The following is a 19,269-nucleotide window of genomic DNA, read 5'->3' as shown; positions in this document are numbered from 1 at the left end:
GGCGTGAGGGGTTCGTATCGGCTGCCAAGGGACTGACGCCAGCCGCACTGCCCTCGGCCGCAGGATTAACCCGCATTTGAGGGCCCCGCCCCTGCGCTTCCCTGCTCCATTCAGGGACGGATTAGACGCCTTGCTGCAGAAAGCGGTGCCTAACCGGCGGATCCACTACGAAGTGGCAGCGCTTCGTGAAGGACGCTGGCTGATCGAGTGCACGCGCGAGGCGGAGGCCGAGGCGATCGACGTCGCCCGCATGTTCCTTAAGCTCGACAGCATGGGCCTGCTCCGCATCGCGGCGGCGTACAAGACCATTTGGAACGGCGACTGGATCGCGCACCAGGTCAGCGATACGTTCCCTTGGTGCGAAACGCTTCGCCAGCAGATCCGCGACCGAAACGTCAGGAGCCGCCAATGCCGAGCGCCGAAGAGATGATCGCGACGGCCGAGACCTATTTTGCCCGTGTCGATGCGGGTGAAGTGGAATCAGTGACGACGCTGATGACTCCCGACGCCATGTTCCAAGTGGTCACGCACGGCATTCGCCTGGAAGGGCGCGATGCCATCGCCGATATGTTCAGGCGGCGCCTCGCGAACTTCGCCAATGGCTGGCACGGCAATTTCCGCCATCTGGCCGATCCGGCCCGCGGATGGCTGGTCTCTCGCTTCGATGTCGTGCGCAACCACCGCGACGGCCGCCGCGACGAGATGGACAACATGAACTTCTTCGAATTCTCCGGACCGCTGATCAGTCGCATCTCGGTCTGGATGGCGCATCCGGAGAATTCGTTGAAGTAGGCCCTCGTCTATTGAAGCAGGCACTGGCCTATTGCTGCGCCTTCCAGGCCGCCAGGATCTCCGCCCCCGTCGCCGACCAGACGCCGCCATGGCCGAGCATGCGGTCCAGCACGGTCTCGATCGCGGCAATGCGATGGGGAACGCCACTGAGCCACGGCCTGAGCGAGAGCGTCATGATGCGGCCGCCATGCTTGCCGGCCTCGCGATAGAGCAGCTCGAACTGGTCCATCACCTGCTCGACGAACTGCGCGGGCTTGTACTTGAAGAAGCCGAAGATCTGCATGTCGGTGATCTCGAAGGCGTTCGGCATCGAGTGGATCGGGCCTGACTTCGCCTGCATCCGATACGGCATGTCGTCATTGACCCAGTCGGACACGTATTGCACGCCTTCGGCGGCAATCAGGTCGAGCGTGGCATGGGTCTGCGAATAGGCGGGCGAATGCCAGCCGGTTACCGCCTGGCCCGACAGCCGGCGCAAGGTCGCGAGCGAGCTCTTCACCCATTCCCGCTCCTCCTCGACCGGCAAGGCGCCGGTATGCAGGTGGTTCATGTCGACGCCATGCCCGATCAGTTCGAAGCCGAGACGGTTGGTCTCGGCGACGACATGCGGGTAGCGCTCGGCGAGACGCGACGACATGGCCACCGAAGCCTTGAGCCCGCGCCGCTCCAGCGCCCGGTAGATGCGGGCAAAGCCGACGCGGTTGCCGTAGTCGCGCAGCGTGTAGTTCCAGTAGTCGGGTGCCGGCCGTTCCATGCCGCCGGGCGGCCGGAACCCCTTCGGCGCCATGTCCATGGGAAAGAATTCCAGCACCGGCAGGACCCACAGCGCGACCCGGGCATTGCCGGGCCAGGTCACCGGCTTGCGCTGGAACAGGTTGGAATACGCGTACCGCTCGTGGTCCATGCCAGGGCGGCGGTACGGATAGGTCAGATAGTCGGCGGGCAGCGACATGGCTCAGCCTCCCTTCCGGGCGGCAATCGCCGCGGCAAAACGGTCGTAGCAATGGGCATAGTAGTGATCGGCGATCTCGCGACCGGTGGCGAGCCACACCTTGTCGTGCCCGGTGATGTAGTCGAGCGCCGCCTCGAACTGCTTCATCCGATGCGGCTGTCCGATCAGATAGGGGTGCAGCGGCAGGCACATCACCTGGCCGTTCTCGGCGCCTTCCTGGTACAGCCGGTCGAACTGCGCCTTGATCGCGTCGGTATAGTCGCGCGGCGTGCAGTTGCCCTGGAACAGCGTGGTGAAGTCGTTGATCTCGAGCGAATAGGGCACGCTGATCAGCCGGCCCTGCTTGACTTTGACCGGCATCGGCTGATCGTCGTGGAACAGGTCGAGCGTGTACTTCACGCCCGCTTCGGCCAGCAGGTCCATCGTGTTGTCGGTATTGGTCAGCGCCGGCGCCAGCCAGCCGGCGAGATCCTGCCCCGACCACTTCTTCACCGAGGCCTTGACGTCCGCGATCATGGCGCGCTCCTGCGCCTCGTCCATTTGGTAGGTGTAGCGGGTGTTGTAGATCCCGTGGGAGAAGAACTCCCAGTTGCGCTCGCGCATCGCGGCAGCGATGTCCGGGAAATGATCGCAAAGCGCCACGTTGAGCGAGATGCTGCCGCGGACGCCGTAGCGGTCCATCGCCTCCATCATGCGCCAGAAACCGACCCGATTGCCGTAGTCGCGCCAGCTATACCCCTGCACATCGGGAACCGGGCGCGGCCAGGATGGGCGCGACGGGTTGGCCGGCGGGTTCAGCTCATAGAACTCGACATTGGGCGCGCACCAGAAGGCGAGGCGCGCACCGTTCGGCCATTCGATCCGCGGACGATCGTAATAGGGAAGGTAGTCGTAGAGCCCGGGTTCCTCCTTCGGCATCGTTCTTCCTCGCTTTTGCCGGACTGATTCTTGGTTAGTATAGACAGATCTTAGGCCGACTTAAGCGACGGGAGAAAACGCGCATGGAACTCTCCGACAAATCCGCGCGGCAGCTCTACGCCGAGATCAAGGCGCGGCCGACGCGCCCGCGCTTCGGCTTCGGGCGGAAGCCCGCCATCGTCAATATCGACCTGCAGAAGGCCTATACGTCGGTCGGTGAGTTCGTCACCGCCTACGAGACCGACCCCAAGCAGATGGACTACGTCAACGAGATGGCGGAAATCGCCCGGTCGAAACGTCTGCCGGTGGTCTGGACCTATGTCGCCTATATGGATTCGGGCGAGGATTGCGGCATCTGGGGCACCCGCACCGACACGCCGGATTCGCTGCAGAACATCAAGGTCGGCTCGCGCCGCTCGGAATTCGACGACCGGCTGAAGATCGACAGCAAGCGCGACATCATCATCAACAAGCGCATGGCCTCGGCGTTCCACGAGACCAACCTCGCCTCGCTGCTCACCTTCCATCGCTGCGATACGCTGATCGTCACCGGCGGGTCGACCTCGGGCTGCGTCCGCGCCACGGTGGTCGACAGCCTGTCGCACAGCTATCGCACCATCGTCCCGGAGGAATGCGTGGCCGACAAGCACGAGAGCCCGCACTTCGCCAATCTCTACGACATGGCGATCAAGTATGCCGACATCCTGCCGGTCAGCGACGTGCTGACCTATCTGCGCAACTACCAGCCGGCCAACTGAACGGCGTCGCCGGCCCTTTCAAGCGTTTCGTGCACGGGAGGAAACAAGAATGCGGGCAACAGCTCAGCTCCGCGACCTGCTGAAGCAGGGCAAGACGGTCATGGCGCCCGGTTGCTACAACGCGCTCAGCGCCAAGGTGCTCGACACCGTCGGCTTCCCGGCCATCTACATGACCGGTTACGGCACCTCGCTCTCGCTGCTTGGCATGCCTGATGCAGGTTTGGCGACCATGGGCGAGATGCAGCTCAATGCCCGTTATATCGCCAATGCGGTGAAGGTGCCGGTGATCGCCGATGCCGACAACGGCTATGGCAACGCCATCAACGTCATCCGCACGGTGCGGGAGTACATCCAGACCGGCGTCGCCGGCATTCACCTGGAGGACCAGGTGATGCCGAAGCGCTGCGGTCATGTGGCCGGCCGGCGCGTCATCGATATCGAAGAGGCGGTCGGCAAGATCCGCGCGGCCGACAAGGTGCGGCGCGATCATGACCCGGATTTCGTGCTGATCGCACGAACCGATGCGCGGGGCGCGGTCGGCGGCTCGCTCGACGACGCGATCGAGCGCGCCAATGCCTATCTGGCTGCCGGTGCCGACCTCGCTTTCGTCGAGGGGCCGACCAGTGTCGCCGAGGTCGAGCGCGTCTGCCGCGAGGTGAGGGGGCCCGTCTTCTACAACATGACCGGCATCTCGCCGCGCTTTTCCGAGGCGGAGCTGAACCAGCTCGGCATCGCGATCTGCATCCTGCCCGGCGCGCTGCTGCGGGTGACGGCGACGGCGATGTACGACTTCGCCATTGCGCTGAAGGAGCGCGGCACCGGCGTGGAGGCGGAGTTCAGCGAGAACCTGAAGCGCCACCCGCTCGGCAACCTGCACGCCTTCGCCGGCTTCGATGAGATCCGCGCGCTCGAGGAGCAGTTCATGCCGGCGGAGGAGATGGAGAAATACCAGGGCACCGTCGGGCACATGCCCGCCGCGGCAACCACGCGGCGGACCTGACCCGTGGGAATCCGCGCCGCGAAAGGTGCGGCATTCCCTACCACCGTCCCGGTCGTGGTGATCGGTGCCGGCGCCTGCGGGCTCTGCGCCGCGCTGGCGGCAAAGGAGGCGGGAGCGGAGGTCATCGTGCTGGAACGCGACGATCGGCCAAGCGGCAGCACGGCGCTGTCGACCGGTCTGATCCCCGCGGCACTTACGAACCTGCAGAAATCGCTCGGTATCGATGATTCGCCGGAGCAGTTCGCCGCCGACATCATCGCCAAGGCGAAGGGCCAGCTCGACAAGGCGATGGCAATGGCGGTGGCGCGCGCCTCCGGCCCCACGATCGACTGGCTGGCCGAGCGGCATGGCGTTGCCTTCCGGCTGGTCGAGGGCTTTCTCTATCCCGGCCACACGCAGTTTCGCATGCACGGGACGCCGAACCGCACGGGGGTCGAGCTCGAGGCCGCGCTGCTCGCCGCGGCGGAGCGGTCGGGAATCGACATTGTCACGAATGCGCTGGTGACGGATCTCTTCGCGCATGAGGATGGCCGGATTGCCGGTGTCTCCATCCAGCGGCCGGATGGGGCCGAGGAGCCGCTCGGCTGCGAGGCACTGGTCCTGGCCTGCAACGGTTTCGGCGGCAACCGCGCCATGGTGCGCGAATACATTCCCGAGATCGCCGACGCGGATTATCAGGGTCATGTCGGCAATACCGGCGAAGCCGTGCGCTGGGGCCTGGCGCTGGGCGCCACCGTTGCCGATATGGGCTCCTATCAGGGGCATGGCGCCGTCGCGCATCCGCACGGCAACCCGATTGTCTGGGCGCTGCTGACCGAGGGCGGCATCCAGGTCAACGCGCGGGGCGAGCGGTTCTCGAACGAGGTGCGCGGCTATTCCGAGCAGGCGGTGGACGTGGTGAGCCAGCCGGGCCGCATCGCCTGGAACATCTACGACGGGCAGAGAGAAGAGCTGGCGCTCGACTTCACCGACTACCGCGAGGTGAAGGCGCTCGGCGGTGTCCGTCAGGCGGCGAGCATCGAGGCGCTGGCCGAGCAGATCGGCGTTCCGCCGGACGCGCTGGCGCGAACGGTGGCCGAGGCGGAGGCATTGCGCGCCGCCGGCGGCAGCGATCGCTTCGGTCGCAACTTCGCCGGCAAGGCGCCGCTTCGCGCACCGTTCCTGGCCGTGAAAGTGACCGGGGCGCTGTTTCACACCCAGGGCGGGCTGGTGATCGATGCCGAGGCGCGGGTGTTGCGGCCGGACGGCCGACCGCTGCCGAACCTGCTGGCCGGCGGCGGTGCGGCGCGCGGCCTGTCAGGGCCGTCGCGCTGGGGCTATCTTTCCGGGAACGGCCTGCTGACGGCGACGGTGCTCGGCCGCATCGCCGGCATGAATGCGGCAAGGATGGTCGCGTCACAATGAACGGAACCGAAGCGGCCGCCGCGCCTCTCGATCTGGAGATCCGCAGTATCCGCAAGCTGTACGGCGATTTCGTCGCCGTGAACGACGTCTCGCTCAGCGTGAGCCGCGGGCAGTTCGTCTGCCTGCTCGGCCCGTCCGGCTGCGGCAAGACGACGACGCTGCGCTCCGTGGCGGGTCTCGAGGCCATCGATTCCGGCGATATCCTCATCGCCGGGAAGAGCGTCGCCGATCTGCCGCCATGGCGGCGCGACATCTCGATGATGTTTCAGGATTTCGCGCTGTTTCCGCATATGACGATCGCGCGCCAGGTCGGCTTCGGCCTGGAGATGCTGAAATGGCCGAAGGCGAGGATCGGCCCGCGGGTGCAGGAGGTCCTGCAGAGCTTCGAGATTGCCCATCTTGCCGAGCGGAAGCCCGCGACGCTGTCCGGCGGCCAGCGCCAGCGCGTGGCGCTCGCCCGGGCGCTGATCACCAGCCCGCGCATCCTGCTGCTCGACGAGCCCATCGGCTCGCTCGACTACAGCCTGCGCGAGACCGTGATGCTGGAGCTGAAGCAGGTGCAGCGCCAGCTCGGCATCTCCTTCATCTGGGTCACGCATGACCAGAACGAGGCCTTCTCGCTCGGCGACCGCGTGGTGGTGATGAACCATGCCCGGATCGAACAGCAGGGCACGCCCGATGAGATCCTGTCGCGACCGCGCACCCCCTTCGTCGCGGGCTTCATCCAGGGCAACAACGTGTTCGAGGGAACGGTGGAGGGCGTGCAGGGCAGCACGCTGACGCTCAACACCAAGTCCGGCCCTGTGCACGCGTCGCTGGACGGCATGCCGGCGCCGGCCGTCGGGCAGCGCGCCACCGTCTCGGTCAGGGCGGAGCATCTGAAGTTCGGCCCGACCGCGGCCGAAAATCAGCTCGCCGGGACCTGCGAGGCGATCGAGTTCTTCGGCTCGCTGCGTCGCTACGTGCTGCGCCTGCCGTCGGGCCAGCAGCTCAAGATCGATCAGTTCGGTGCCGAGCCGGCGCGGACCACGGTCGGCGCGACGACCGAGCTCAGCTGGCGGGTCGGCGATACCGTCCTGCATACGCAACCCGGCGGCCCGGCATGAGCACCATTCGCGAGCGATCGCCTGCCGCCTATCTGCTCGCGCTGCCGGCCGCGTTGTGGATGACCGCCGCGGTCGTGGTGCCCTCGATGCTCATCCTCTGGGTCTCGTTCTGGGGCGGCCGACGCTTCACCTGGGAAAATCACCTGGTCCTCGACAACTATGCGCGGTTCTTTCGCAACGAGACCTATGTCGGGCTGATCGGCGAAACCGCGCTGCAGGCCGCCAAGATAATGGCCATCACCGGCGTGCTTGGCTATTGCATCGCCTATTTCCTGGCGGTGATGGTGACGCGCAACAGTGTCAGGCTGACGCTGTTCCTGATCCTGGTGATTCCGTTCTGGACCAGCGCCGTGATCCGTTCGATCGCCTGGATTCCATTTCTCGGCGTCAACGGGGTGATCAACCAGGCCCTGATGTTCCTTGGTCTCACCGACGCGCCGGTCGAAATCTTCCTGTATTCCCGCACCGGAATCAGCATGGCGCAGGTGTCGCTCTACACGCTGCTGGCGGCGGGGCCGGTCGTCTACATGCTGCGCAACGTGCCGAACCAGCTCCGCGAGGCGGCGATGTGCCTGAAGGCGCCGCCGATCGTCGTATTCTGGCGCATCGTGTTTCCGCTCACCCTGCCCGGCGTGATCATCGGTCAGGTGCTGGTATTCCTCAACGTGATGGCGGACTTCGCCACCGTCGCCGCGATCGGCGGCAACAAGCAGGCATTGCTCGGGAATCTGGTTCTGCTGTTCTATGACAGCGGACAGCTCCGCTATGCCGCCGTGGTCGGCGTCATGCTCATGCTGTCGATGCTGGTCGGCGTCGTCGTTGCGTTGCGCGTGGTCGATATACGCCGGCTGGGGGAGTAGGCCATGCACTGGCAGACCCGCGCCCGACTGACCAAATGGATCTTGGGCGCGGTGACGATCGGCTTTCTCGCCTATCAATGGCTGCCCATTCTCACGCTCAGCGTGCTGTCCTTCAGCGGGCCGGATGGTGGCACGACGTTCCCGATGAACAGCGTCTCGCTGCACTGGTACCGGGAACTGCTGTTTGCCTCCGCGCTCAGCGACTTCAAGCCGCCGATCGGCCGCTCGCTCGCGCTGGCGCTTGCCTGCTCGGTGACCACCGCCGTGCTGGCGCTCGCCGCCGTGCAGGCGATGCGGGCGCGTTTCCGCGGCTACAACATCTTCTTCTACCTGATCCTGCTCGGCATCATGGCGCCGGGCCTGCTGGTGGGGTTCGGCGTCGCCATCGTCGCCCGCATAATGGACTGGCAGCTCTCGCTGTGGACATCCGCCTATCTGGTGCACGTCGCCTGGACCTTGCCGTTCGGCTTCCTGACCCTGCTCGCAGTGTTCAACCGCTTCGACCGCAAGCTGGAGGAAGCGGCACTGACCCTCGGCGCCAACCGTTGGACGGCATTCCGCCGCGTCACCTTCCCCCTCGTGCTGCCCGGCATCATCGGCGCCGCGCTGTTCGGCTTCACTTTGTCCTACGACGAGTTCGCGCGCAGCCTGTTCACCACCGGCATCAACCTGACCCTGCCGCTATCGGTGCTGGCGCAATTCGATCGTCAGCTGACGCCGACGCTCTATGCGATCGGCACGGCGACGACGTTCTTCTCGCTTCTGGCCGTCGGCTGCTCGGCCATGCTCATCCTGTTGGTCCGACGTCTGACACGTGGATCCGTGCGATGACCTCGCGCCGGTCCCAGACATAACGAAGGAGAGGCACAGATGTTGATGAATCGTCGTGACTTGCTGCGCACCGGCGCCGCCGGAATGACCGCGCTCGCCGCCCCGCCGATGCCGGTCTTTGCCCAGGGCAAGGAGCTCTATGTCGTAGGGGCGACCTACAACCTGCGCGATCCGATCGTGAACGAGTTCCAGAAGCGCACCGGCTGCACCATCAAGCCATGGGTCAATGCGTCGTCGCAGGCCCGCGTCGATCGCATCCGCACCGCGCCGGTCGACACGCTGGAGACCGACGCCGCCTTCATGAAGCACGCCTGGGAAGAAAAGCTGATCGTGCCGATCGACACCAAGCGCCTGCCCAACTGGAACACGCTGCATCCGCTGCTGCGCGACGGTCGCGCGGCGCCGGACCTGACCTATGGCTTCGGCGACAATCCCGGCCGCATCATGTATGTCGACCAGGCACGGACGCAGGTGAAATTCGTCCCGTACATGTATCAGCTCGATTCGATCGGCTACAATCCCGAGAAGGTGCCGGCTGAGAACAACTCCCTCTCCTGGGGCGAGCTGTTCAACCCGAAATGGCGCGGCAAGGTCTCGATCTACGGCATCGACTGGCTCGGCATGCTGGACGCCGCGCTCGGCATGAAGGCGCTCGGCCTGATCAATCCGGCCGATGTCGCCAATCTGACGGAGAAGGAAGTCGACACGGTCGTGGACTTCCTGAAGGAGAAGAAGAAGGAAGGCCATTTCCGCGCCTTGTGGAAGGCTTTCGGCGAGCTGGTCAACCTCATGGCCTCCGGCGAGGTGTGGATCGCCGATGCCTGGTGGCCGACCGTCGTCGAGGTGCGCAAGAAGGGCGTGCCCTGCAAGTACGCGGTTGCCAAGGAAGGCTATCGCGCCTGGACCGTCGGCAGCTGCATCTCGCATACCTGCAAGAACACCGATCTCGCCTATGAGTGGCTCAACTTCTGGCTCGAAGGCTATGCCGGCGCCGAGCAGTCGAAGCTCGGGTTCTTCTCGCCCGTCGAGAGCTATCGCAAGTACCTGAGCGCCGAGCAGGTTCACGATTGGTATGGCGGCGGCGCCCGCGAGGGTGGCTCGATCGACGAGCGGACGCGCAATGTGCTGGCCTGGAACACCCGGCCCAAGAACCAGGAGTACTACACGGAGAAGTGGAACGAGTTTCTGGCAGCCTGATGGCAGCGCGGCCCGCCCCCGGTCGATCGGGGCGGGCCGCGTCGCTCGCGGTCGATCCGGTAGGACCCAGTGGCCCGAGGGTTAACCCCCATTTGAGCCCCCACCCCTACCCCCTGCTTCATTCAGGGACGGACAGACGCCCAGCTGCAGAAGGCAGTACCGAACCGACAGGTCCACTACGAGGTGGCGGCACTTCGCGAGGGTCGCTGGCTGATCGAGTGCCTGTGCGAGGCGGAGGCCGAGGCGACCGACGTCGCCCCCATGTTCCTCAAGCTCGACGGCTTCGAGGCGGTGCGCTTCACCCGTGCGCGCTCGAGCCCGGGCGACATCGTGTTCGAGACGTCGACGACCAACACGCCTGGCGGGACACCTTGGAGCACCTCAATGGCGGGCGCTGGCGCCGCGCCACAAGGCAGTTCTTGCGCAGTTTGCTCGACCAGATGGGCATCAACTCGACCGAGTTGCTGCACAACGATCGCCATGTTCGGCGCCTGGCCGACCATTTCGCGCCGATTGCCGCCCTAGATTAACCCCGCGTTAGGTTTGGTTCTGCAAGCTTCTGTAGCCGTATCGACTACGCGGGAGCAACGCTGTGCTGCCGAAGCCGATTCAGAACAGGGCCACCCACTTCGAAGTGGCGACCATGCGGGGCGGTCGGTGGCTGATCGAATGCATGCGCGACATGCAGGGCGAAGCTGTGAACGAAGCTCGCGCTCTGCTGGCGCAGAAAGGGGTGCAGGCGGTGCGCGTCACCCGCGCGCGGCTCACGCCGAACGGGTTCGTCACCGAAACCCCGGTTTTCGAACAGGCCCTGGCGGAGCCCGGCACGCAGTCCTTGCGCGCCGACAGCACCGACGACGCCAATTGCTGGTGCACGACGCTCGAGGATCTCTACGGCGCCCGTTCGCGCCGCGCCATCGGCCAGCTGCTGCGCAGCTACCTCGACGAGTACGGCGTCACCCCGACCGAGTTGCTGCACGACTACAATTGCGGCCGGGCGCTGCTGGAGATGCCGGCACTGCGCGCCGGCGTGGTCTTCACCATGGCGCGGGCCCGCGCCGAGGCGACCGGGAGCGATGCGGCGACCTGCCGCCAGAATCTCGACGCCCTGATCGCGGCGGCGACCGAGAAGGCACGCATCGCCAGCACGCAGCAGGGTTTGCCGTCAATGGGCGACGCCGGGCCCGACCAGCTGGTGGCAGCCTGCGCCCAGTCCACCGGCGATCCGGCCGAGCAGACGTTCCGCGCCCGGCTCGCCGCTGCACGAGCGCTGGAAAGCGAGCTCGGCCTGTTCGAACGTCTCGAAGAAATTCTGAAATGGCGCGACCGCGCCCGCACGCCAGGCGGCCAGGCGCTGGTCGATGCGCTGGTTGCCGACTGCCTCGGCTCCCTCTTCGTCATCAAGCGCCTGCTCGGCCGCCAGCCCGATCCCGGCATGACGCTGGTCACGCTGATCGAGCTGGCCCGCAATCTCAAACCGGTCGAGCCGGACAGCTCGCCCCTCGCGTTCGCTCATATCAAGCAGCTGATCGCCGAGTGGCCCGCCCCTGAGATTCGCGAAGCGCTGATCGCCCGGGTGCGCCGCGAGCTGTTGAGCGACCGGCCGATCAGCCTCAGCACGGGCGACGACCTCTTGCGCGCGCTCAACAACATCACCGGCAAGCTGAAGAGCGAGGCCGAAGGCATCTTCGTCGGCGGCACCGGCATGGTCGAAGGCCTGATCAAGCGCTGGTCGACCCTGGAGGTGCGGGGCGGCCTTGGCGGATTCAAGGTCCCCACGGGCCGGCCGATGGAGCGCTTCAAGTCGCTTTTCGAGATGGAGAAGTCGGAATACGGCGACGCGCGGAAGTGGGCCATCGCCACGCTGATGGTCGACGCGGTGCGCGAGATGCCAGCCTCGGTGCGCAAGCAATTGAGCAGCGCCGCGCCGGTCATCCGCAAGATGGGAATCCCCCTGCCGGCGCGCAACCTTCTGGCGCGCGAGCTGACCGCAGGGATGGCGTGAACCCCATGGCCGCTGCACGCTTCCTTGACCCGCGCCTCCCGCTACGCGCTGCGACCGACGGATAGACCCATGGCAGAGGCATTGCCCCAGGGGGGAGCGCCCCAGCGCAAGCAGAAGACACCGGCTGAGATTCACCGAATCCTGCAGCTGCATGACCTCTATCTACGGCGCCGCGGCGGCGTGCCCGCCGACCTTACGCTGCAAGACCTGGCCGGCGCCATGCTGCCGGGCGCGAACTTGACCGGGGCCAAGCTCGCCGGCGCCAACCTGGAAGGCGCCAACCTGCAGGGCGCGGTGCTCGACAAGTGCGACCTGTTCTCCTGCAACATGGCGCGTGCCAATCTCAGCTTCGCCTCCTTCGTCGGCGCCGATCTGCGCGGCACCGTGCTGCGCCAGGCCAACCTGCGCGGCGCGCGCCTGCCAAACGTGGACTTGCGGGCCGGCAAGCTGCTGCGTGCCGCCGACGAGTCGCAGTCGGCGCTGAACTTCGCTCGCGCCGATATGGGCGGCGTAGATCTGACGGGCGCGATCCTCAGCGGCGCCACATTGACCAATGCCGATCTCGGCGAAGCCAACCTGACCCAGGCCGACCTGTCGGGCGCCGACCTTTCCGGCGCCATCCTGGCGCGCGCCCGGATCGCCGGCTCGAAGATGACCGGCGCCAGGCTCGACAATTGCGACTTGTCGCGCGCCGACCTCGCGGCCGCCAAGCTCGAAGGGGCCTCGCTGGACGGCGCCGACCTCACCGGCGCCACGCTGGTCGCCGCCGACCTGCGCAATGTCAACCTGCGCGGCGCAAAGGTGGAAGGCGCGAACCTCGAAGGCTGTGACCTGACCCGCGCCAATGTCGCACAGGTCGATTTCTCCCGCACCAATCTGCAGGGCGCCCGGATTGCGTTTTCACTTGCCACGCTCTCCGCTGAGGTCCAGCGGCTGATCGAGAAGCATCGCCGCTGGGCGGCGAGCCAGGGCCGCGAAGGTGCTCAGGCTGATCTCTCGGGCCGCGACTTCGCCCGCATCGATCTCGCCGGGATCGATTTAAGCGGCGCCATCTTCTCCCGGTCGATACTGACGGCCGCGACGTTCAGCAGCGCAGTTCTGGTGATGGCAAACCTGCACGGCGCCGACCTGAAGGAAGCCGACCTCACCAGCGCCAATCTCGGCGGCGCCATTCTGCAGGAAGCCGATCTGACCCAGGCCGATCTGTCGGGCGCGATGATCACGCCGGTCGAGATTAAGCGGCCCGACGGCACCTCGACCGGTCGCATCTGGCCGGCCAACCTGACCGGCGCCAGGCTCTGCAATGCGGTCCTGCGCGGCTGCAACCTGCAGGGCGCCAATCTGACGAACGTCGACTTCTCCGGCGCGGATCTCACCGATGCCATCCTGACCGGCGCCGATCTGACCGGCGCCGTACTGGCGGGCGCGATGCTCGCCAACACTAAGCTGCCGGAAGGCTACGCGCCGCCGGCCGTCTGACCATCTCGTTTCGTTGCAGCCGGAGCCAGCCTCGAGCCGAGAGATGGCCGCCCATCCGCACCGGTCGATGACGCCATTCGGCCGAGGGTTAACCCCCATTTAAGCCCCCTGCCCCTACGCTCCCCCGCTCCATCCAGGGACGGACAGACGCCTTGCTGCAGAAAGCGGTGCCGAACCGGCAGATCCACTACGAAGTGGCAGCGCTTCGGGAAGGACGCTGGCTGATCGAGTGCCTGCGCGAGGCGGAGGCCGAGGCGATCGACGTCGCCCGCATGTTCCTCAAGCTCGACGGCATCGAGGCGGTACGCGTCACGCGCGCGCGCTCGAGCCCGGGCGACATCGTGTTCGAGACGCCGGTCTTCGAGCAGAGCCGGCCGCCCCAGGGCAAGCCGATCCTGCGCGTCAGCGCCACCGACGACCAGGATGCCTGGTGCGACACGCTGGAGGATCTCTATGGCGGGCGCTCGCGCCGCGCCATCAGCCAGCTGCTCCGCAGCTTCCTCGACCAGATGGGGATCACGGCGACCGAGCTGCTGCACAACTACCGCTATGGCAAGAAGCTCGACAGCATGGGCTCGCTCCGCGTCGCCGCCGCCTACAAGATCGCCCAGGCGCGCGCCGACCAGACCGGCCTGGCGCTGCCGATGTGCAGCGGGGTGCTGGAGGAGCTGATCGCCGCCGCCTCGGGCAAGGCGCGCGACGCCATGTCGATGCGCGGCATTCCCCGGCTCGGCGAAGGCGGCCTGGACCAGCTGATCCCGGCCTGCCAGCGGCTGGTCACCGACCCGGTCGACCAGATGTTCTATGTGCGCCACACTTTGAGCCGCACCCTGGAACCGATGGCAAGTTTGGGCGAGCGCGCGCAGGCGGTGCTGGAATGGCGCGCCGGCGCCACCACGCCGGCCGCCCAGGCGCTGATCGACGAGATCATCTCCGACTGCCTCGGCTCCGGCACTCTGGTGCAGGACATGCTGGGCCGGCAGCCCGATCTCGGCTCGGCCCTGGTCACCCTGACCGATCTGGCGCGCGGCCAGCTCGCCACTGACCCGGTGGCGGCGCCCCCCTGGTTCGCCGGCTTGCGCCAGCTGCTGGCCGATCAGCCCTGCCCGGAGATCCGCGCCGTGCTGATCGCCCGCGTGCGCCGCGAGCTCGCCGGCGACCAGCCGCTCAACCGCGGCAACGAGAGCGACATGCTGCGCGTGCTGAACCAGGTGACCGACAAGCTGAAGCACGAGGCCGAGGGCATCTTCATCGGCGGCGGCGGCATCGTCGAGGGCCTGGTCAAGCGCTGGGCCAAGCTCGACGTGCCGGGCGGCATCGGCGACATCAAGCCGCCCAAGGGCAAGCCCGAGGAGCGCTACAAGGCGCTGATCGAGTACGAGCCGACCGTCTACGGCGATGCCCGCAAGCGCGCCGTCGCGACCTTGATGGTGGATGCGCTGCGCGACCTGCCGGTCACCACCCGCACCGGCCTTGCCGATACCGCCGGCGCCATCCAGGCCTCCGGCCTGCTGCCGCCGGCCCGCCTGCTGATCGCCCGCCTGCTGGCCGGGGCGTCGTAAGCCGCCTTCTAAACGTCATGGCCGGGCTTTGACCCGGCCATCCACGCGGTTGCGGCAGCGCAGCGGAAAGCCGTGGATGCCCGGGCCAAGCCCGGGCACGACGAATTGGGATGCATCCCGACGTGCCAAGGTTCGCTAGAATACCTCCCGCGGACGGCCCTCGGAGCCGGCGCCCGTGCACACACTTCGTCAACCACCCGGCGGCAGTATCGCTCCCGCAAGGGATCGGTGACGATGGCGGAACCTCAGAGTCAGGGCGGCTTCAATTCTCGGCCGAGCGCCCGCAACCAGAAAACGCCGGCGGAAATCCAGCGCATCCTGCAGCTGCACGAGCTGTATGTGCGGCGCCGCGGCGGCGTTCCGGCCGACCTGACCCTGCAAAACCTGGCCGGCGCGGTGCTGCCCGGCATCAACCTTACCGGGGCCAAGCTCGCCGGCGCCAATCTGGAAGGCGCCAACCTGCAGGGCGCGGTGCTCGACAAGTGCGACCTGTTCTCCTGCAACCTGGCGCGCGCCAATCTCAGCTTCGCCTCCTTCGTCGGCGCCGACCTGCGCGGCACCGTGCTGCGGCAGGCCAATCTGCGCGGTGCCAAGCTGCCGGATGTGGACCTGCGCGCCGGCAAGCTGCTCAGCGCCGGGTCGAACCGCGGCTCGCTGCACTTCTCGCGCCTCGACATGGGCGGCGTCGACCTGACCGGCGCCACGCTGAGCGGCGCCAAGCTGACCAATGCCGACCTGAACTCGGCCACCTTCACCCAGGCCGACCTGTCCGGCGCCGACCTCACCGGTGCGGTGCTGACGCGGGCCAAGCTCACCGGCTCGAAGATGCACGGCACCAAGCTCGACGGCTGCGATCTCAGCCGCGCCAACCTGGCGGCCGCCAAGCTCGACGGCGCCTCGATGGTGGGGGCCGATCTCTCCGGGGCCGAGATGGTGGCCGCCGACCTCAAGAACGTCGACCTGCGCGGCGCCAAGGTCGAGGGCACCAACCTGGAAGGCTGCGACCTGACCGGCGCCAACGTCTCCCGGGTCGACTTCAGCCGCGCCAACCTGCAGGGCGCGCGCATCGCGCTGTCGCTCGCCACGCTGTCGACCGAGATCCAAGGCCTGATCGAGAACCATCGCCGCTGGGCGGCGAGCCAGGGCGCGGAAGGCGCCCAGGCCGATCTCTCGGGCCGCGACTTCGCGCGCATCGATTTCAGCGGCATCGATTTCAGCGGCGCCAACTTCACCCAGTCGAACTTCACCGCGGCGACCTTCAGCGGCGCCATCCTGGTGATGGCCAACCTGAACGGCGCCAACCTGAAGGAAGCCGACCTGACGCGCGCCAATCTCGGCGGCGCCATCCTGCAGGATGCCGATCTGAGCCAGGCCGACCTGTCCGGCGCGCTGCTGACCCCGGTGGAGATCAAGCGGCCCGACGGCACCTCCACGGGGCGGTTCTGGCCGGCCAACCTGACCGGCGCCAGGCTCTGCAACGCGATCCTGCGCGGCTGCAACCTGCAGGGCGCCAACCTGAAGGGCGTCGACTTCACCGGCGCCGACCTGACCGACGCCATCCTGACCGGCTGCAATCTGACCGGCGCGGTGATGGTCGGCGCGATGCTCGCCAATACAAAGCTGCCGGAAGGCTACGTGCTGCCGGGGGTATAGGGTCGGCGCATTCGCGCAGCGCTTCCTTCGGCACCGCTTGAGCCGGTGGCGAAACCCCGCGTCCCATCGAAATCGATATGACAACTCCCTTCTCCTTGGGGGAGAAGGTGCCGCGAAGGGGCGGATGAGGGGTGCGCTCTCCGCTCATGTGCCTTCTGCCGCAGGCAACGCATCGCTGAAGCGGTGCCCCTCACCGCCCTGCCGGGCGCCCTCTCCCCACGGGAGAGGGCTCATTTAGGTCAAGCGCCTTTCGACCCGCGCCTCAGTTGATGGCGCTCAGTTGGCCGGCCTTGATGCGCTCGCGATAGGCGGCGAGGAAGCCCTCGACCTGGGCGACGCCGGCGATCTCCTTGGTCAGCGCCTGGTAGTCCTTGTCGGTACGGTCGACCCGGCTGGTCAGCACCAGGAAGGTCTGCGCCTCCTTGGTGCCCTCGAAGATCGGCGTGAAGCGGCCGCGCAGCCCGGCCAGCGCCGGCTCGTCGCCGAGCAGAGTGAGCGCGGTCGCCCATTTCAGCACCTGGCGGCGCAGATCGGCATCGCCCTTGGGCTGCGCCTGCAGCCGCGCCTCGGCGGCGGCACCCGCAAGACGCGCCGCCTCGGCCCAGTCCTTGGCCCGCCAGGCGAGCTCGACCCGCACCTCGTTGGCGGCCGGCGCGGTTTCCTCCGCCAGGGCCTTGCGCGCCTGTTCGTAGCGACCGAGATCGCCGAGCGCGCGGGCCTCGACCAGCTTGCGCTCCAGCGTCTGCTCGGGCGGCAAGGGCTGGCCGGCGGTGCTCTCCAGCGCCTTCAGCGCCTTCTCCGGCTGGCGCTCGAGCAGGCGCAGGATGGCGAGCCGCGTGGCCAGCCGCGCCCGCTCCTCGCCCTTCAGGCGGAAGTTCACCTGATGCTCGATCAGGTCGGCGGCCTGGCGCAGCAGGTCGACCGCGGCCAGCCGGTCGGCCAGGCGGCGGATCATCTCGTCGCCCTTGGCGCCGGTCGGCGTCAGCTCGCGGAAATCGTAGTAGATGCCGAGCGCTTCGACCGGCGAGAGCTTGTCGGCCGCGCCGCCGAGGAACAGCCGCTCGAAGCCGGCAGCGAGCTCGTCGGTGATCTGCTTGGCCTGCGGCGTCTTGGCGAACAGCGCCGCGGCCTCGCGCCAGGCGGCGAAGCCGTCGCGCCACTTGCCGCCATCAACCATCAGCGAGCCGATGCGGCGCAGCAGGCCCGGCTCGAAATCGTCGCCGCGCCAGGCGAGGCGCAGCCCGTCCATGCCCTGGATCGCCTTGTCGCGCTCGATCTGGCCGGCGGCCAGCTGTTCCTCGATCAGGGTGAAGCGCGCGCGCGCCGCCAGCGGCCGGTGCGCCGAGGCGGCGACCTGTTCGAGCTTGGGCCGGGCGCCCAGGCGGTCGCCGGACTTGAGATCGGCCTGGGCCTGGCGCCACAGCAGCTCGATCTTCTGCCGGGCATTGAGCCGCGCCGGGTCGATCAGTTCCAGCGCCGCCTTGGCCGAGGCGAGATTGCCCTGGCCGAGATGGGCATCGACGATCGCCAGCCGGAACGTTCCCTGCAGCTCCGGCGGATAATGCACCAGCACGTTCTCGCCGCGCCGCAACAGCTGCGCCGCCTTGGCGTGGTCGCCCAGGCCCTCGGCGGCGAGGCCGCGCCACAGCATGGCTTCCGGGTCGGCGGCCAGGCTCGGCCGCACCAACTCCGCCTCGGCGGCGGCGTGCCGGCCCATCTCGATCAGCGCCGCCGCGCGCAGCAGGCGGAATTGCGGCTCGTCGGCCAGCCGTGAATCGGCCGCGCCGGCGGTCGCCAGCACGCCCAGCGCCTCCGCCTCCTCGCCATTGGCGAGATGGAAGCGGGCAAGCTCCAGCCGCGCCTCGCCGATCTTCGCCCGCGGCACCTTGGCGAGCGCCTGCTGCAAGGCCTGGCGCGTCGGCACATAGGCGCCCGGCGCACCGGCCCAGGCGCGGAATTTCATCGGATCGGCCTTGATCGGGGCGACGCCCCCCTCGCCCGCCGGCGCGACCCCCTTGGCCTGGTTGGCACCGGTGATCTGCAGACCGCGATCGGCCCGGATCGCCACCGCTTCCGGCGTCACCTCGACGGCAACGCCGTCCGCCTTCGGCTGCACCACGATGCCCTGCACAGTCGGCAGCAGCTCGAATTGCGGATACTCGCGCGGGATCGACATGCCGATCGGCGCCCGGCCGATCGGCACCACATCGACCTCGTCGCCGATTTCGGGATCGCGCAGCCGGAGCGGCGGCGCCGCCGCGGCGGTGCCGACGATGACCCGCGGGCCGTTCGGGTGATGCGGCTCCGCCACGGCCGCCAGCGCCGCCGGGCGCGGCGCATCGCGCGGATCCTTGAGGTCGACGATCCAGGCATTGTCGCGCATGTCGACCACCGGCATCAGGCGCTGGCGCAGACGCAAGGTCAGCACCGCGGCATCGGCCTGCGGCACCTGCCGCGCCTCGGTCACCAGGTCGCCGGCGCCGAGGCCGGTGAGGTCGAGCAAAGCCGGGGCGCTGAACACGATCCACAGCCGGCTGCCGCGCTCGTAGACCGCGGCGGCGACCGGCTCCTTCCACGGGAAGCGCAGCCGCAATCCGCCGCCCGGAATCGGCTCGGCGGCGACGCTCATGCCGGTGACCGCGCGCTCGGCCGTGCGCACGGGTGCCGGCCGCGCCGGCACGATCGGGGTCGGGGCGGAAGGCGGCGGCGCGGCCGCGGGCCGGGTTCCGGCCGGCGGGGATTTCGGTGCGGG

Annotated in this window: 17 protein-coding genes; 14 read left to right on the top strand and 3 right to left on the bottom strand. The window is 67.7% G+C overall.

The window, feature by feature from the left end:
- Positions 1 to 130 precede the first annotated feature (130 nt).
- On the top strand, positions 131 to 430 hold the full coding sequence (locus DT074_RS22360) for a hypothetical protein (protein ID WP_119422088.1): 300 nt from the start codon (positions 131 to 133) through the stop codon (positions 428 to 430).
- Positions 409 to 792: a nuclear transport factor 2 family protein gene (locus DT074_RS22355; RefSeq protein WP_119422087.1), complete on the top strand. Its 384-nt coding sequence runs from the start codon at positions 409 to 411 to the stop codon at positions 790 to 792. Before DT074_RS22360 ends, DT074_RS22355 begins: the two co-directional genes overlap by 22 nt.
- A gap of 28 nt (positions 793 to 820) precedes the next feature.
- Here the strand turns inward: DT074_RS22355 and DT074_RS22350 are convergent, their stop codons facing one another.
- Positions 821 to 1,744, bottom strand: a complete 924-nt coding sequence (locus DT074_RS22350; protein WP_119422086.1) for a polysaccharide deacetylase family protein — start codon at positions 1,742 to 1,744, stop codon at positions 821 to 823.
- A 3-nt stretch (positions 1,745 to 1,747) separates the two neighbouring features.
- On the bottom strand, positions 1,748 to 2,662 hold the full coding sequence (locus DT074_RS22345) for a polysaccharide deacetylase family protein (protein ID WP_119422085.1): 915 nt from the start codon (positions 2,660 to 2,662) through the stop codon (positions 1,748 to 1,750).
- 83 nt (positions 2,663 to 2,745) lie between these two features.
- On the opposite strand from DT074_RS22345, the gene DT074_RS22340 reads away from it, so the two are divergent.
- The 12 genes from DT074_RS22340 (at position 2,746) to DT074_RS22285 (ending at position 16,517) form a co-directional block, all read left to right on the top strand.
- A complete protein-coding gene (locus tag DT074_RS22340; protein ID WP_119422084.1) occupies positions 2,746 to 3,420 on the top strand; it encodes an isochorismatase family protein in 675 nt (224 codons plus the stop codon).
- Positions 3,421 to 3,469: 49 nt separating this feature from the next.
- Positions 3,470 to 4,420, top strand: coding sequence for an isocitrate lyase/PEP mutase family protein (locus tag DT074_RS22335; RefSeq protein ID WP_119422083.1), 951 nt, complete (start codon positions 3,470 to 3,472; stop codon positions 4,418 to 4,420).
- 3 nt (positions 4,421 to 4,423) lie between these two features.
- On the top strand, positions 4,424 to 5,824 hold the full coding sequence (locus DT074_RS22330) for an FAD-dependent oxidoreductase (protein WP_119422082.1): 1,401 nt from the start codon (positions 4,424 to 4,426) through the stop codon (positions 5,822 to 5,824).
- Positions 5,821 to 6,930 carry an ABC transporter ATP-binding protein gene (locus tag DT074_RS22325; RefSeq protein ID WP_119422081.1) on the top strand — a complete coding sequence of 370 codons (1,110 nt, stop codon included), beginning with the start codon at positions 5,821 to 5,823 and terminating at the stop codon, positions 6,928 to 6,930. Before DT074_RS22330 ends, DT074_RS22325 begins: the two co-directional genes overlap by 4 nt.
- On the top strand, positions 6,927 to 7,790 hold the full coding sequence (locus DT074_RS22320) for an ABC transporter permease (RefSeq protein WP_119422080.1): 864 nt from the start codon (positions 6,927 to 6,929) through the stop codon (positions 7,788 to 7,790). Before DT074_RS22325 ends, DT074_RS22320 begins: the two co-directional genes overlap by 4 nt.
- Before the next feature lie 3 nt (positions 7,791 to 7,793).
- Entirely contained in the window at positions 7,794 to 8,621 is an 828-nt protein-coding gene (locus tag DT074_RS22315) for an ABC transporter permease (RefSeq protein WP_119422079.1), read from the top strand.
- Between the two features lie 39 nt (positions 8,622 to 8,660).
- Positions 8,661 to 9,818, top strand: coding sequence for an ABC transporter substrate-binding protein (locus tag DT074_RS22310; RefSeq protein WP_119422078.1), 1,158 nt, complete (start codon positions 8,661 to 8,663; stop codon positions 9,816 to 9,818).
- A gap of 371 nt (positions 9,819 to 10,189) precedes the next feature.
- Positions 10,190 to 10,348, top strand: a complete 159-nt coding sequence (locus tag DT074_RS28200) for a hypothetical protein (protein ID WP_162915104.1) — start codon at positions 10,190 to 10,192, stop codon at positions 10,346 to 10,348.
- Positions 10,349 to 10,410: 62 nt separating this feature from the next.
- A complete protein-coding gene (locus DT074_RS22300) occupies positions 10,411 to 11,823 on the top strand; it encodes a hypothetical protein (protein ID WP_119422076.1) in 1,413 nt (470 codons plus the stop codon).
- A gap of 69 nt (positions 11,824 to 11,892) precedes the next feature.
- Positions 11,893 to 13,302 (top strand): pentapeptide repeat-containing protein, encoded by a 1,410-nt coding sequence (locus DT074_RS22295; RefSeq protein WP_119422075.1) that lies wholly within the window; start codon positions 11,893 to 11,895, stop codon positions 13,300 to 13,302.
- Between the two features lie 152 nt (positions 13,303 to 13,454).
- On the top strand, positions 13,455 to 14,864 hold the full coding sequence (locus tag DT074_RS22290) for a hypothetical protein (RefSeq protein WP_119422074.1): 1,410 nt from the start codon (positions 13,455 to 13,457) through the stop codon (positions 14,862 to 14,864).
- A gap of 234 nt (positions 14,865 to 15,098) precedes the next feature.
- Positions 15,099 to 16,517: a pentapeptide repeat-containing protein gene (locus DT074_RS22285; protein WP_119422073.1), complete on the top strand. Its 1,419-nt coding sequence runs from the start codon at positions 15,099 to 15,101 to the stop codon at positions 16,515 to 16,517.
- Between the two features lie 262 nt (positions 16,518 to 16,779).
- On the opposite strand, the gene DT074_RS22280 is transcribed toward DT074_RS22285, so the two are convergent.
- Positions 16,780 to 19,146, bottom strand: a complete 2,367-nt coding sequence (locus DT074_RS22280) for a tetratricopeptide repeat protein (protein ID WP_368744846.1) — start codon at positions 19,144 to 19,146, stop codon at positions 16,780 to 16,782.
- Positions 19,147 to 19,269: the final 123 nt, after the last annotated feature.

Origin of the sequence: Desertibaculum subflavum (assembly GCA_003576705.1) — a bacterium.
Taxonomy (GTDB): Bacteria; Pseudomonadota; Alphaproteobacteria; order Ferrovibrionales; family Ferrovibrionaceae; genus Desertibaculum; species Desertibaculum subflavum.
This window is presented reverse-complemented; position numbering and strand designations above follow the sequence as displayed.